Annotated in this window: 16 protein-coding genes; 7 read left to right on the plus strand and 9 right to left on the minus strand. The window is 74.0% G+C overall.

Annotation, left to right across the window (positions count from 1 at the left end):
- Nucleotides 1–62 precede the first annotated feature (62 nt).
- On the minus strand, nucleotides 63–959 hold the full coding sequence (locus tag AB0K03_RS32545) for a DUF3500 domain-containing protein (RefSeq protein WP_364693100.1): 897 nt from the start codon (nucleotides 957–959) through the stop codon (nucleotides 63–65).
- 19 nt (nucleotides 960–978) lie between these two features.
- On the minus strand, nucleotides 979–1,371 hold the full coding sequence (locus tag AB0K03_RS32550) for an ankyrin repeat domain-containing protein (protein ID WP_364692915.1): 393 nt from the start codon (nucleotides 1,369–1,371) through the stop codon (nucleotides 979–981).
- A 52-nt stretch (nucleotides 1,372–1,423) separates the two neighbouring features.
- Between AB0K03_RS32550 and AB0K03_RS32555 the strand changes: the two genes are divergently transcribed.
- The 5 genes from AB0K03_RS32555 to AB0K03_RS32575 all read left to right on the plus strand — a co-directional run bounded on the left by AB0K03_RS32555 (nucleotide 1,424) and on the right by AB0K03_RS32575 (nucleotide 4,909).
- A complete protein-coding gene (locus AB0K03_RS32555; RefSeq protein WP_364692918.1) occupies nucleotides 1,424–1,795 on the plus strand; it encodes a signal peptidase I in 372 nt (123 codons plus the stop codon).
- A 363-nt stretch (nucleotides 1,796–2,158) separates the two neighbouring features.
- A complete protein-coding gene (locus AB0K03_RS32560; RefSeq protein WP_364693103.1) occupies nucleotides 2,159–2,626 on the plus strand; it encodes a winged helix-turn-helix domain-containing protein in 468 nt (155 codons plus the stop codon).
- Between the two features lie 60 nt (nucleotides 2,627–2,686).
- Nucleotides 2,687–3,319, plus strand: a complete 633-nt coding sequence (locus AB0K03_RS32565) for a uridine kinase (protein ID WP_364692921.1) — start codon at nucleotides 2,687–2,689, stop codon at nucleotides 3,317–3,319.
- 217 nt (nucleotides 3,320–3,536) lie between these two features.
- Complete coding sequence (locus AB0K03_RS32570; RefSeq protein ID WP_364692924.1) at nucleotides 3,537–3,959, plus strand: TraR/DksA C4-type zinc finger protein; 423 nt, start codon at nucleotides 3,537–3,539, stop codon at nucleotides 3,957–3,959.
- Nucleotides 3,960–4,033: 74 nt separating this feature from the next.
- Nucleotides 4,034–4,909, plus strand: a complete 876-nt coding sequence (locus AB0K03_RS32575; RefSeq protein WP_364692927.1) for a DUF72 domain-containing protein — start codon at nucleotides 4,034–4,036, stop codon at nucleotides 4,907–4,909.
- Here AB0K03_RS32575 and AB0K03_RS32580 read toward each other — a convergent pair.
- A complete protein-coding gene (locus tag AB0K03_RS32580; protein WP_364692930.1) occupies nucleotides 4,906–5,688 on the minus strand; it encodes an aminotransferase class IV in 783 nt (260 codons plus the stop codon). The genes AB0K03_RS32575 and AB0K03_RS32580 overlap by 4 nt on opposite strands.
- A gap of 10 nt (nucleotides 5,689–5,698) precedes the next feature.
- The gene (locus tag AB0K03_RS32585; RefSeq protein ID WP_364693106.1) at nucleotides 5,699–6,451 is read right to left on the minus strand and encodes a DUF72 domain-containing protein; all 753 of its coding nucleotides are present in this window, start codon (nucleotides 6,449–6,451) and stop codon (nucleotides 5,699–5,701) included.
- 85 nt (nucleotides 6,452–6,536) lie between these two features.
- Between AB0K03_RS32585 and AB0K03_RS32590 the strand changes: the two genes are divergently transcribed.
- Entirely contained in the window at nucleotides 6,537–6,860 is a 324-nt protein-coding gene (locus AB0K03_RS32590; protein ID WP_364692933.1) for a BatC protein, read from the plus strand.
- Between the two features lie 11 nt (nucleotides 6,861–6,871).
- On the plus strand, nucleotides 6,872–8,119 hold the full coding sequence (locus AB0K03_RS32595) for a JmjC domain-containing protein (RefSeq protein ID WP_364692936.1): 1,248 nt from the start codon (nucleotides 6,872–6,874) through the stop codon (nucleotides 8,117–8,119).
- Between the two features lie 10 nt (nucleotides 8,120–8,129).
- Here the strand turns inward: AB0K03_RS32595 and AB0K03_RS32600 are convergent, their stop codons facing one another.
- From AB0K03_RS32600 to AB0K03_RS32620, 5 genes are all read right to left on the minus strand, one after another.
- Nucleotides 8,130–8,837: a hypothetical protein gene (locus AB0K03_RS32600; protein ID WP_364692939.1), complete on the minus strand. Its 708-nt coding sequence runs from the start codon at nucleotides 8,835–8,837 to the stop codon at nucleotides 8,130–8,132.
- Nucleotides 8,834–11,479 carry an FtsK/SpoIIIE domain-containing protein gene (locus AB0K03_RS32605; RefSeq protein ID WP_364692942.1) on the minus strand — a complete coding sequence of 882 codons (2,646 nt, stop codon included), beginning with the start codon at nucleotides 11,477–11,479 and terminating at the stop codon, nucleotides 8,834–8,836. The genes AB0K03_RS32600 and AB0K03_RS32605 overlap by 4 nt, the downstream gene beginning before the upstream one ends.
- A complete protein-coding gene (locus AB0K03_RS32610) occupies nucleotides 11,472–12,344 on the minus strand; it encodes a hypothetical protein (RefSeq protein WP_364692945.1) in 873 nt (290 codons plus the stop codon). Before AB0K03_RS32610 ends, AB0K03_RS32605 begins: the two co-directional genes overlap by 8 nt.
- A gap of 4 nt (nucleotides 12,345–12,348) precedes the next feature.
- Entirely contained in the window at nucleotides 12,349–12,609 is a 261-nt protein-coding gene (locus AB0K03_RS32615; protein WP_199513115.1) for a hypothetical protein, read from the minus strand.
- A gap of 84 nt (nucleotides 12,610–12,693) precedes the next feature.
- Nucleotides 12,694–13,068 (minus strand): hypothetical protein, encoded by a 375-nt coding sequence (locus AB0K03_RS32620; RefSeq protein WP_364692948.1) that lies wholly within the window; start codon nucleotides 13,066–13,068, stop codon nucleotides 12,694–12,696.
- Between the last annotated feature and the right edge of the window lie 9 nt (nucleotides 13,069–13,077).

Genomic DNA, 13,077 nt, shown 5'->3' on the forward strand with positions numbered 1-13,077 from the left:
TGGGCGGCCCGGTGCCGCTCAGCCGCGGTGTGACGGCGCTGATCCCACCCGCGGCGGAAAACCTAATGAAGACCCGCCGAAAGGTGTTCCGCCAGGATGTCGCCGCCGAACTCGCCGAGCGGCCGCCGCAGCACCGTGTGCGCGTGGTTGCCGTCGTCGGTCGTGTTGTCGAACTCGATGACCAGGTCGTCGGCCTGGATCCGGTAGTAGTGCCGCGTGCCCGGCTGCGCCGCGCCCTCCCACGCGAAGTGCACCGGCCCGCCCGCCGGGTCCAGCGCCGCCGCCAGCTCGTCGGGAAGCCGGCCCAGGTAGAGGGCCACCAGCTGGTCGAGCAGCGCACGCTCGCCGGGCCGCAGATCCGCGCGGGCCACGCCCGCGGGTGCGATGGGCGCGCTGCGGGGATGGGTCGCCGTGCGGATGTCGTACGGCGCGACGTCCCCCACAACCGCAACACGGCGTGCCTGCGCCGACAGCGAGAGCAGCAGCTCGCGCCCGAGGTCCTCCTCGACGCCCAGCGGCCGCAGCACGGGCCGCCCCAGCGCGTCCACACGGGCCGGATCGGCGCCGAGGAACACCGGCGCGGGGGAGACCCGCCCGCCGGCGACGGTCATGCTGACGGACAGGTGGTGACCTTCGAAGCGCCACGCCCAGGCGTCGTCGCCGGGCACGCCGAAGACGATCACCCGGTAGTCCTCGCTGTGCCGGCCGCGCCGCCCGCCCTCGCGGCGGTCCAGCACCTCCTCCAGCGCGATCACCGCCATCGCCTGTGCGAACGCGGCAGGGCTCAGCCCGGTGGCGAGCAGCCGGTGAGCGGCCTTGCGCGGGCCGGGCGTCAGCTCGCCGAGGGAGGCGCCGGGACGCGGCTGCGGCCGGTACTCGATCCAGCGCCGGTGCCGGTCACCGAACGCGACGCCCGCCGCCGGATGCCCGGCCAGCAGGTCGCGGGCGGCTCCGGCCATGTCGCCGGCGAGGCTCATCTCACTCACCGTTCAGCAGCGCCGTCATCTCCGGCAGGTCGAAGAACGCGGCGGTCTCCCGCGCGCTGGGCGCACCGCCGTCGGGGTCGGCGCCCGCGTCCAGGAGCATCCGCACGGTCTCGGCGTTCTTGCGGAACACCGCGGCGGCCAGCGCGGTCTGCCCGCGATCGTTGACGCGACCCGGGTCGGCGCCGTGCCGCAGCAGCGTCGCGACGGCGTCCGGGTGGTTGTGGTACGCCGCCAGGATCAGCAGCGTGTCGCCCTTGTCGTTGGTCAGGTCGGCGGGCAGGCCGTGGCCGAGCTGGCCCGCGAGCTGTTCCGCCCCGCCGGTGCGCGCCAGGTCGAACATCCGGTGCGCGAACGCGATCGTTTCGGCGTCCAATTCCTCGGCCATACCGCCAGCGTACGGGTGCTAATGTCGCCCGCATTTGCGAGGGGGTGAGCGGGTGACCGACGGCGTCTACGCCGGTCGCGCCGGCGAGGACGGCGTGCGGAACCAGGGCTGGCTGCTGGGCCATTTCATGCCCAAGGGCGAGCTGCTGCACAGCGACGCGGTGGAGGTGAAGTGGGGGGTCCACCCGCCGGGTGAGCGCCGGGCGGCGTGGGCGACCCAGGAGATCCGTACCGCGTTGCTGGTGCTGATCCGTGGCGTGTTCCACATCGAGTTGCGCGATCGCACAGTGGTGTTGAGCGAGCCGGGGGACTACGTGGTCTGGGGGCCGGGCCAAGACCATTCCTGGCAGGCCGGGGACGTGGAGACCGTCGTGCTGACCGTACGCTGGCCCTCGGTGCCCGGCTGGCGGCTGCCCCCGCCGTAACCTCGGCGAACCGTCGTTTATTCACATCTGCAAGAAACGGACGCCCGCCGTTAACCGCGGGGTGTGGTAATCGCATTCCCTGTGCTGAAAAACACGATGCATCCAACGGTTATGGAACAAGTATCCCACAGTGTGGTTGCCGCCTTGACCCGTCGGCCGCCATCCCGGAAATATCGACCGCGGTTTAAGCGTGCATTAATTCGATCGCCGTTGTACTGTGCGGTGTTTCCATTCTTTGACGCGGGAGGCTTCATGCCGGTCACCGCCCTGCCGGGGCGTACGGGACGACACGCGACGGGGTCGGGCCGGGTGGCCGCCATCCGGCGTCCGGCGGCCGCATCCGCCCCGCCCACGGCCCTCACCGTGACCCTGAACATTCCCCTCACCGGCGACACGCTGCCGCCGCAGGCGCACCGCCTGATCGAGGCGGTCCGCGAGCTCGTCGAGGCCGGCCAGGGCTCGGTGGCCCTGGAGCAGCCGGAGCCCGAGCCGGCACTGCCGCCCGTGGCCGAGCCCGCCGAGGGCGGCGTCGAGGTGCGCCTGCTGACGGCCTCACGCCAGGTGATGCTCGACGGCAAGCTGCTCCCGCTGACCCGGCTCGAGTTCGATCTGCTGCTGTTCCTCGCCGACCACCCGCGCCGCGTCTTCAGCCGCACCCAGCTGCTCAACGCGGTCTGGGGCTACGAGCACACCGGCGAGCGCACGGTGGACGTCCACGTCCGCCGGCTGCGCGTGAAGATGGGCTCGCACCTGCCGCTGATCACGACCGTGTACGGCGTCGGCTACCGCCTGTCCGACGAGGCCCGCATCATCGTCCTCCCGCACGAGTAGGGGCGGCCGGGGCGCTGCCCGCGGCGGCCGTGCCGGCGCGGGCGCGCCTACACTCGTCGGGTGCGCGTGCGTCCCGTCTCGACCGAGGTCCTGGTCGAGGAGCTCGCCGACCGCCTCGCCGCCGAGGCGCCCGGTGCCCGGCTGCGGGTGGCGATCGACGGGGCCGGGGCGGCGGCCCCAGGGGCCCTCGCGGACGCCCTCGTCGACCCGTTGCGGGTGCGCAGCCGCCCGGCGGTGCGCATCGACGCCGCTGACTTCCTGCGCCCCGCCTCCGTGCGGCTGGAGTTCGGCCGCACCAACCCGGAGTCGTTCTACACCGGCTGGCTGGACGAGGCCGGGTTGCGCCGCGAGGTGCTCGACCCGGCCGGCCCGGGCGGCGACGGGCGGATCGTCACCCGCCTCTGGGACGCCCGCGTCGACCGGGCGGCCCGCGAGCCGTACCGGGAGCTGCCCCCGAACGCCGTGGTGATCGTGAACGGTCCGCTGCTGCTCGGCGCCGGCCTGCCCTTCGACGTCACCGTCCATCTCGAACTGTCGGCCGGTGCCCTGCGCCGCCGGACCGATCCCGCCGAGCTCTGGACGCTGCCCGCGTACGCCCGCTACGGCACCGAGGTGGACCCGGCCGCATTCGCCGACGTCGTGGTCCGCCTCAATGATCCGCGGCGTCCCGCGGTGGTCATCGAGCGTGAGTGAATCCGCCTCAACCCGCTTGTGAGCTGCGACGCGTCAGCATGTTGGCGCAGTCCGTAGCGAAGGAGACCACTGACAGTTATGCTGCGGTTACTTTTTTGCGGGGATCCGAGTTTCGGATCTTCGGCGGTGGGTATCAGCCGACCCCGACGGTGGCAACACCACGGGCCGGCGCGGGGGAGTCCACCGGCAGGGGCAGAGGGAAGGGCAGGGGGAGCACATGCTCGTCAACAGCGCGGTCATCACGGGTAAAGGTGCCGACACCGCCAAGGGGCGCTCGCCGCAGGAGATCTCGCAGATCCGGGAGCTGCTGAAGGCCCGGTACGACGATCTCAACACCGAGTACGAGGAAGCCGTCGCCGAGAACCAGCGGCTGCGGCTCGTCGAGATCGGTGACGCGGCCGGCGACGACCAGGCCGACAGCGGGTCCAAGACCGCCGAGCGCGACGCGGCGACGTCGCTGCTGCGCACTCTGCTCGACCGGCGCACGCAGGCGGAGATCGCCATGCAGCGCCTCGACGAGGGCACGTACGGCAACTGCGAGAGCTGCCACAACCCGATCCCGGTCGAGCGGCTCGAGGTGTTCCCGTCGGCCACCACGTGCGTGCACTGCAAGGCCAACCGCGAGCGTCGCGCGGGCTGACCACGACGCCGATCCGGTCCGCCGCCCTCCTCGCGAAGGCGGCGGACCGCTCGTATCGGCGCTAGCTTGAGCTCATGGGTGAGATCCAGGTCGGCACGGCCTCGTGGACCGACAAGACGCTGCTCGAATCGGGGTGGTACCCGAAGTCCGCCGACACCGCGGAGAAGCGCCTCGCCTACTACGCGAAGCAGTTCCCCGTGGTCGAGGTCGACTCGACGTACTACGGGCCGCCGAACGAGCAGACCACGAAGCTGTGGGCGCAGCGCACCCCGGACGGCTTCACCTTCAACATCAAGGCCTTCAGCATGCTGACCGGCCACCCCACCAAGGTCTCGGCGATCTACAAGGACCTGCGCCCAGAGACGGACAAGAAGAACGTCTACCCGCAGGACCTGCCGCCGCAGGCGTACGAGGAGGTCTGGACCCGCTTCCTCGCTGCGCTGGACCCGCTGGTCGAGGCCGGCAAGCTCGGGGCGCTGCTGTTCCAGTTCCCGCCGTGGTGGGGAATCCGCCGGTCGAACAAGGACTATCTGCGCGAGGTCGCGGCCCGCTGCAAGCCGCTGCGCCCGGTCTTCGAGTTCCGCAACGCGTCCTGGTTCGACGGCGACAACGCCGAGGAGACGCTGCAGTTCCTGCGCAGGCACGAGCTGCCGCTGGTCTGTGTCGACATGCCGCAGGGCCACAAGTCGTCCGTGCCGCCCATCGTGGCCGCGACCGCCGACCTGGCCGTCGTCCGTTTTCACGGTCACAGCGACAAGTGGACCAGCAAGGACATCCACGAGAAGTTCGGCTACGACTACTCCGACAAGGAGCTGCGCGAGTGGGCGCCGAAGCTGCGCACGCTCGCCGAGGAGACCGTGAAGACCCAGGTCTTTCTCAACAATTGCTACTCCGACTACGCCCAGCGCAACGCGACCACGCTGATCGGCTTGCTGGGCGAGGACGACTAAAGCTCGTCCCAGGGCACCTCGGCCCAGGTCTCGGCGAGCACCTTCACCAGCGGCGCGTCCGCCAGCGGCAACTCGTCGATGCTGCCGATCGCCCGGATTCCGGCCGAGCTCACCGCCGCGGCGCCCGCGAAGGACGCGAGGTCCGCGCCGTCGACCGGGCGCAGCGTCCACGGCGTGCCGTTCATCGTCATGGCGATCTGCAGCAGCACCATGGTGATGCCCCGCATGACCGGCGCGACCGGCCAGACGACCTGCTCGCCGTCCCACAACGCGACGTTCCAGGACGTGCCTTCGCGGACCTTGCCGTCGCGGCCCACGAAGAGGCGGTCGTCGAAGCCGGCCAGGCGCGCCTCCCGGACGTGGTAGTCGAGCATGAACGTGCCGCGGTGCTTGTGCTCGGGCAGATCCCGCTCGTACGTGACCGTCTGCACCCGCAGCGGCGGCCCCGCCGGATCGGGCGCGGGATCGGAAACGGTCACGAGCACGTCGGGCGGCCCCTCGTCGCCACCCGGCCCGGGCACCAGCGTCACCCGGACGGAGGCGTCCCGCGTACGGCCGAGCGCGTGCCGGATCAGGCCGAGCAGGCGGTGCTCCTCCTCGACGCCGACGCGGTGCCCGAAGAGCTCCTCGGCGCCGTCCGCGAGCCGCGCCAGGTGCAGCGCGAGGCCGCGCACCCGCCCGTCGCGGACCTGCAGCGACGTGTAGTGCCCGTAGTTGGTCGCGATCAGCCGATGCAGCTCGGCGACGCCGGGCACCCGCCCGTTCAGCTCGACGTCCATTGGTGCCAGCCTACGGCGTCCGCGTCACCGGCCACCCGCGGCGGCGGGCCTGCGCGGCCATGGCGATGGCGTCGGTCACTGCCGCGCCGCCCGGGTCGTTGTTGAAGTAGACGTACGTCGGCACGTCCGGCAGCCGGTCCAGCCAGGCGGACAGCGACGCGCGCCCGTAGTGCGGCCACGGCTGCGCCCGTCCCTCGTGCATCCGCAGGTAGCCGAAGTCCGCGGTGAGCCACAGCGGGGTCACCGGCCGGCCCTTGCGGTCCGCCCAGGACAGCGCCGCGTTGTGGCCCTTGAGCACGTCGCGCACCTCGTCGGTCCACCAGCTGTCGTGCCGCGGCTCGACCGCCACCTTGACCTCGCGCGGGAACAACGACAGCGTTCGGTCGAGCGCGGGCACGTCCACCTTCAGCGTCGGCGGCAGCTGGAGCAGCACGGGGCCGAGCTTGTCGCCCAGCGCCTCGGCGCGGCCCAGGAAGCGGGCCACCGGCTCCTCGGGCTCCTTCAGCCGCTTGATGTGGGTGAGGTAACGGCTCATCTTCACCGCGAAGCAGAAGTCCTCCGGCGTACGCTCCCGCCACTGAGCGAACGTGTCGCGCTCAGGCAGCCGGTAGAAGGCATTGTTGATCTCCACGGTCGCGAACACGCCGGCGAAGTGCTCCAGCCAGAGCCGCTGCGGCAGCCCTTCCGGATACAGGTACGGCCGCGAGCTGTCGCCGCCCTTCGGGGGTCGCCAGTCCTTGTACTGCCAGCCTGAGGTGCCCATCACCAGCACACCGCCAGGGTTGCCAGATTAGGGGTGATCGAAACCGGGTACCGGGGGAACCTTCCACCGACGAAGGGGAACCACCATGCGACTCAGCGACGACGACATCACCGGCGGCAGCGGCGTCTCCGGCGGGGGTGTGGCCGACGGCGGCGCCAACCCGGGCGGCCAGGACGGCGGCGCGGACGGCGGCGCCGGCGGCGAGGGCCCCGCGGACGGCGGCGCGAACCCGGGCGGTCACGACGGCGGCGCCGACGGCAGCGCCTCGGGTGAGGGCCTGGCCGACGGCGGCGCCAACCCCGGCGGCCACGACGGCGGCGCCGACGGCAGCGCCTCGGGTGAGGGCCCCGCGGACGGCGGCGCCAACCCGGGCGGCCACGACGGCGGCGCCGACGGCAGCGCCTCCTGAGGTCTGCCGCGATGACGTACCCTGCGCCGGGCGGCACCGACCGCCGCCCGGCCCTGTCCCGGGCCGTCGCCGTCGACCCGGCGAAGTTCGCGGAGGCGTACTGGGGGCGTCAGCCCCTGCTCACCCGCGCCGACGAGCTCGCCGGTCCCAGCGGCTTCCTCGACCTGCTGTCCCCGGACGCCGTCGACGAACTGCTCAGCGAGCGCGGCCTGCGGACGCCGTTCCTGCGGGTCGCCAACCAGGGCACCGTGCTGCCCGCCTCGGCCTTCACCGGCTCCGGCGGGGCCGGCGCCGAGATCGGCGACCAGGTCGTCGATGACAAGGTCATGCGCCTGTACGCCGACGGCGCCACCCTCGTGCTGCAGGGGTTGCACCGCATCTGGCCGCCGCTCATCGAGTACGCCCGCCGCCTCGGCGCGGAGCTGCGCCAGCCGCTGCAGGTCAACGCGTATCTGACCCCGGCCGGCAACAAGGGCTTCGCCACCCACTACGACACCCACGACGTGTTCGTGCTGCAGGTCGACGGGACCAAGCGCTGGCGGGTGCACGAGCCGGTGCTGCCCGAGCCCCTCGAACGCCAGACCTGGGGCGGCCGGGCCGACGAGGTGGGCGCCGTCGCCGACGGGCCCGCCACGCTCGACGTGGTGCTCGCCCCGGGCGACGCCCTCTACCTGCCGCGCGGCTGGCTGCACTCGGCCGAGGCGCAGGGGGAGCGGTCGCTGCACCTGACCTTCGGGGTACGGGCCCTGACCCGGTACGCGCTCGTCGAGGAGCTGCTCCACCTCGCCGCCCAGGACCCGCGGCTGCGCGCGACCCTGCCGTACGGGATGGACGTGGCCGACCCGGACCAGGTGGCCGCCGAACTGACCGGCACGGTGGCCGCCCTGCGCGACTGGCTGCTGACCGCGGACCCGGCCGAGGTGGCCGAACGGCTGCGGGCCCGGGCCTGGCCGGCGCAGCGCCCCGAACCGGTACGCCCGCTCGCCCAGCTGGACTTCGCCGAGCGGCTGACCGCCGGCGACCGGGTGGCCGTACGCCACGGGCTGCGCTGGAGCCTGCACGCCGACGGCCCGGAGCACGTGGTTCTTCAGCTCCTGGACCGCACGCTGCGGTTCCCCGCGTTCTGCGAGCAAGCGGTACGTACGGCGCTCGACGGCGGCATCCACCGGGTGGGCGACCTGCCCGCGCTCGACGACGACGCCGACCGGCTCGTCCTGGCCCGCCGCCTGCTGCGGGAGGCGGTGCTGGTTCCCGCCTGAGCCGGGTGGCTCAGCCGCCGGGCGCGTTGTTGCGCACCACGGCGAGGATCAGCCCCGCGGTGATCAGCGCGGCGATGAGGACGGTGGCGACCGCGGAGGCGTCGAGCGGGTTGCCGCTGCGGTCCGCCACCCGCTTCGCCGTGATCACGGCGAGGATCGGCCCGAGCAGGGCGACGATCAGCGCCACCACGGGCAGCCCAACCGCGAGATCGCCGCCGCTCTCCCGGCCCGCCCAGCGCAGCAGCGACCACGCCGCCAGGCCCAGCGCCCCGCCGAGCGCGCCGAGGCCCACGTACAGCAGGGTGGCGCCCTTGAGCGGCTTGGCCGGTGGTGTCCACGCCGCGGTGGCTGCCGCCTCCTGCAAATAGTCCTCCGCGTCCCGGTCCCGCTGGCGGGGCACCGTCGGCTGGGGAGCGTGGCCGAACCGGTCGGCGATGCGGCCCACCTTGTGCGCGAACTCGGCCCACAACCCGGCGACCTGCGCGTCGACCTCGTCGCGGTGCCGTTGCGCGGCGTGTACCGCCGCCTGCGCCGCACGGATGCGCTGGTCGGCCGCGCGCACGGCCTCGTCGGCCTCCCTGGCCCGGGTGTCGTGCCAGGTGTGCGCCTCCGCGCGGTGCGCGGCCGCCTCCTGGTCCAGGTTGGTCAGCTTGCGCAGCACGCTGCGGTAGTCGGGGGTACGGCGCTCGAGCGTGCCGTCAGCGTCGGGAGTGGTCATGAGGGTCCGTAGGGGATGATGACCTCGGCGCCGCGGTGCACCGAGCGGTCGAAGTGCAGGGCCCGCCACGGCCTCGGATACCAGGTCGGCGATCCGTGCCCGGGGTAGTACGGCGACAGCTCGCTGCCGTGCACGTCCAAGGCGACCCACGCGCCGATCACATCCGTGCGCGAGCTCGGCCCGCCGAGGGTGTCGCGCAGCAGCGACGCCCCGCGCCACCAGCCGATCACGTGCACCCGGCGCTCGGGACCCTGGCGCAGGATCCGGCGCAGCAGCTCGTGGTTGCGCCCGGGCGCCGCGTCCACCGCGTACAGCAGGAGGAAGAGCGGGCGGTCGGCCGCGGTCCCCTCGGTCGCGCGGATCGCGGCGTCCTCGAAGAGGAACTCCACCGTGTCGGCGTCGTAGTAGCCGGTCTCCGGCGGCAGCACGCCCTTGAGCGCCTCCACCGCGGTGCCCGCGTCGGTGTCCAGGCAGGCCACGGCGAACTGGGCCGCGCCCGGCTCGAACTGCGCGGCCAGTGAGCGGGCCACGGTGTGCAGCACCGCGCACGCCTCGTCGACGCGCGTACCCATGATCGCGAGGTTGCGGCCCGGCGCCCGGCGCAGCACCGTGCGCGCCGAGCGGGCGGCCACGTCGATCGTCTCGCCGAGCAGCACCACCGGCGCGGCGACGGTGCCGGCGGCCGCGATGGCGCGGAAGTCCGGACTGTCGTCGAGGCGCGGGATCGCGTCGCCGTCGAAGAGCCGCGGCGGCGCGAGCTCCGGCGGGCGGCGGCGCCACAGCCGGTGCTGCAGCGCGCTCCACCGCTCCCGGTTGCCGGCGTCGGGGACCCGGACGACCCGGTTGGCCTCGACCGCGCCCGAGTCCGCGTTGACCACGGCGTGATAGCGGGGCAGCACGTCGGCGGCGGTGTTGGTCTCCGCCAGCACCCGCCGGGCCCGGGGCAGGGCGATGCGCAGCGAGAACTGGGCCACCAGCGCCGGGCGTCCCCACAGCGCCTCGATGCCGGACACGTCCTGGCTGGCCAGCACCAGGTGGATGCCCTGGGAGCGGCCCCGGCGGGCCAGGTCCTCCAGCAGGTCGACGGCCTCGGCGGCGACCGCGTCACGCCCGGCGAGCAGCACCTGGAACTCGTCGACCACGGCCACGATCCGCGGCCACGAGCCCTCCGGGTCCTCGGCGCGCAGCTCGGCCAGGTTGGTCACCTCGTGCCGCTTCGCCGCGTCGGCCCGGCTGCGCAGCTCGGCGCCGAGGAAGCGCAGCAGCGCGAGGCCGAACTCGCGGTCGGTGTTCACGTTGACCCCGACCAGCCGCACGTGCGGCAGCCAGCTGGGGTCGCGGCGGCCCGGCGCGAACCGGGCGAACGACACGCCCTCCTTGAAGTCGAGCAGGTAGAACGCCAGCTCGGCGGGGGAGTAGCGGGCGGCGAGCGCGCCCATCCAGGCGTAGATGAGGTTGGTCTTGCCGGTGCCCGACGGGCCGGCGATGAGCGCGTGCGGTGGGTAGTCCGACAGCGTCACGTGCACCGGGGCGCCCTGCGGGCTGTCGCCGAGCGGGGCGGTCAGCGCCCGCGCGGAGCTCTGCTGCCACTCCTGCTCGGGCAGCAGGCTGTCGAGCGCCACCGGGGCGGGGCCCGCGGCCACGGCGTCGGCGATCTGCCGGCAGGTGCGTGTCACGACCGCGGGCGGCGGTCCTGGATCCAGGCGTACGGGCAGAGCACCGCACCCGCTCAGCCGGGCGTCGTCGCCGGGCACCGCCTCGACGACCTCCACGCCGGCGCCCCCGTCGACCGGCAGGCCGCGAACGATCAGGTGCACCCCGCACGCGGCCCCGGTGCGCAGCAAACGGTCGAGCTGGCTGCGCTCGTGCCGCGACAGCTCATCCGGGCGCCCCGCGCCGAGCAGGATCGCGACCCGCCACGGCTCCGGCCGGCGCCCGGTGGCGGCCGCCAGCTCGCGCAGCGAGGAGTGCTCGCCGGCCAGCACGGTCTCGTTGATCCGCCGGACGTGGTCCACGAGCTCGTCGAGCAGAGCGCCGAGCCCGCCCGGACCGACGAACTGCAGCACCCCGGCGGGTGCGAGCGGGGCGAAGCCGGCCAGCCCGCCGCCCAGCTGCTCCGGGTCGTACCCGGTCAGCGTGATCCGGCCCGGCTCCACGCTGCCGACGGCGCGCAGCAGCAGCCCGGCCACCACGTCGTCGCCCGTCGCGTCGTCGCCGCGCACCACCACGTGCCCGCGGTCGAGCAGCGGCACCAGCGCGGGCACCTCCCCGTCGTACGGCAGCAGCAGCTGCCCCACGCGCAGGTCGGGCGCGGGCGCCGAGGAGTCCGCCGGGGTGGGCCGCCAGCGTGACCACGGCGTGCCGGCGGCGCCGGGAGCAGCGAGGCGCGCCGTCTCGGCGGCCGCCCCGGCGAGCTCCGCCAGGTCGCGTTCGTGCTGCTCGTCGATCTGCAGCAGGCGCTTGTCGCGTTCGTGGGCGAGGCGCCGGCGGCGTTCCTTGGCGGCCGCCACGATCCGGGCCCGGCGCGTCACGGCCGCCTCGTGCTCGGCCTCGGCGGCCTCGAGCGCGCCGGTGGCGGCGCCCAGCGCGTGCGACAGCGCGGCGCGGACCTCGACGACCTGCTGCGCGGTCGAGTCAGGCATCGGCGCCACTGGGCCGTACGGGTTCCGGCGCGCGCGGGTCCAGCGTGGCCGGGTCGCGGCCGAGCCGGGCGAGCAGGACGCCGGTCAGGACGCCCGCGGTGACCGCCGAGTCGGCGGGATGCGCGGGCTGCTCCTCCTTGGCGGGTGCGCGGCAGATGCGGGCCAGCATCGTGTCCAGCAGGGCCGGCGGTGTGCCGGGCAGCAGCGAGCGCACCCGCCCGCCCGCCGCGTTGCGCAGCCGGGGGAGATCCTCGGGCCGCGGTTCGTGCCCGAGCAGGTCACCGGCGAGCTTGCGCAGCACCGGCGAGCTGGCCGCGGACAGGCCGAGCCCGGTGGCGGCGTTGACGCCGTGCAGGTCGCGGCCGAGCCGGGCGCGGTCGCCGGAGCGGACCCCGGCGGCGACCCGGCGCAGCAGCTCGGCCGTGTCGGCGGGCCCGGCGGCGCCCTCCTTCGCCGGGGGCGGCGCCTCGCCGGTCAGCTCGGCCACCCGCTCCTGCCACCATGGGCCGAGCTTCTCCGGCGCCGGCGGCGCCTGGTCGTCGCGGGCCGTGGGCTGCTCCTTCGGCTGCAGGCCGGCTTTGTAGCCGGTGTCCGGCGCAGTGCCGGTCTGCCCGGCCAGGCCCAGCGCTGCCAGGTAGGCCTCGATCGCGTCCTGGGCCAGGCGCAGCGCGGCCGCGGCGTGCTCGGCGTGCTCGGTCGCGTTGCCGAGCTGCGGTACGCCCATCGGGTCGACCGAGGTCTGGCGCACCCAGTTGAGCAGCTCGGTGGCGCTGCGCAGCCGTTCCATCGCCACCGTCACGAGGCCGGTGGGCAGCTCCTCGGAGGTGGCGCGGAGCTGGGCGCCGAGTTCCTGCAGCAGCGACATCGCGTCAGAGCGTCGCCGTGTAGGTCTGCGCCTGCTCGACCGCCAGCAGCGTCGCGCCGAGGCACTCCTCGAGCTGCTGGTCGGCCTGCGACAGGGAGGCGTGCGCGGCGCCGACGGCCTCGTTGGCCGAGCCGTCCAGCGCGGCCGCCAGGCTCTGCTGGGCCTCGCCGAGTTTCTCCCGGGCCGCCTGGATGGCCGCCTGACCCTCGGTGACCTGTTGGAGCGCGGCGTCCACGGCCGCTCTGACCTCGGCGACGCTGGCCACTCGTGCAGCCTCCCGGTTGATCGGCACCCTGTACGCGCCAAGAATAGTCGTCCCCGATGAGACGGTCGTGCCCGAGTGCCCGATTCAGCGCGGGACGCTGGAGGGGCCGCGTACCTCGGCGCCCAGCGCGGTCACCCGATCGCGCAGCCCGCGGTCGGCGGTCACCACGACGACCCGCCGGCCGGCGCCCTCGCGGGCCACCACGGCCACGATCTCGTCGTCGCCGGAGCCGGGCGCGGACTCGACCCGTACCCCCGGGACCGGCTCGGTGTGACGAGCGCGACCCTCCACGACCAGCACGACCTCGACCGGTCCGGGAAGGTCCGGCAGGCCATCGGCGTTGATCGGTACGAGCGCATCACGCAGGCGGGCCGCGGCGCCCGCGCGGTCACGCCACCACCCGTCCGGCTTCGAGCCGACGACGTTGGCGGCGTCCACGACCAGCAGCGGTTCGGCCATGTCAGCAGC

Source organism: Actinoplanes sp. NPDC049316 (assembly GCF_040677315.1).
GTDB lineage: Bacteria > Actinomycetota > Actinomycetes > Mycobacteriales > Micromonosporaceae > Actinoplanes.

Coding starts and splice junctions, on each gene's coding strand:
- AB0K03_RS32585 (WP_364693106.1), bottom strand. CDS start 6,451: ATGGGCACCTCAGGCTGGCAGTACAAGGACTGGCGACCCCCGAAGGGC.
- AB0K03_RS32590 (WP_364692933.1), top strand. CDS start 6,537: ATGCGACTCAGCGACGACGACATCACCGGCGGCAGCGGCGTCTCCGGC.
- AB0K03_RS32605 (WP_364692942.1), bottom strand. CDS start 11,479: ATGCCTGACTCGACCGCGCAGCAGGTCGTCGAGGTCCGCGCCGCGCTG.
- AB0K03_RS32595 (WP_364692936.1), top strand. CDS start 6,872: ATGACGTACCCTGCGCCGGGCGGCACCGACCGCCGCCCGGCCCTGTCC.
- AB0K03_RS32575 (WP_364692927.1), top strand. CDS start 4,034: ATGGGTGAGATCCAGGTCGGCACGGCCTCGTGGACCGACAAGACGCTG.
- AB0K03_RS32610 (WP_364692945.1), bottom strand. CDS start 12,344: ATGTCGCTGCTGCAGGAACTCGGCGCCCAGCTCCGCGCCACCTCCGAG.
- AB0K03_RS32570 (WP_364692924.1), top strand. CDS start 3,537: ATGCTCGTCAACAGCGCGGTCATCACGGGTAAAGGTGCCGACACCGCC.
- AB0K03_RS32550 (WP_364692915.1), bottom strand. CDS start 1,371: ATGGCCGAGGAATTGGACGCCGAAACGATCGCGTTCGCGCACCGGATG.
- AB0K03_RS32620 (WP_364692948.1), bottom strand. CDS start 13,068: ATGGCCGAACCGCTGCTGGTCGTGGACGCCGCCAACGTCGTCGGCTCG.
- AB0K03_RS32580 (WP_364692930.1), bottom strand. CDS start 5,688: ATGGACGTCGAGCTGAACGGGCGGGTGCCCGGCGTCGCCGAGCTGCAT.
- AB0K03_RS32600 (WP_364692939.1), bottom strand. CDS start 8,837: ATGACCACTCCCGACGCTGACGGCACGCTCGAGCGCCGTACCCCCGAC.
- AB0K03_RS32545 (WP_364693100.1), bottom strand. CDS start 959: ATGGCCGGAGCCGCCCGCGACCTGCTGGCCGGGCATCCGGCGGCGGGC.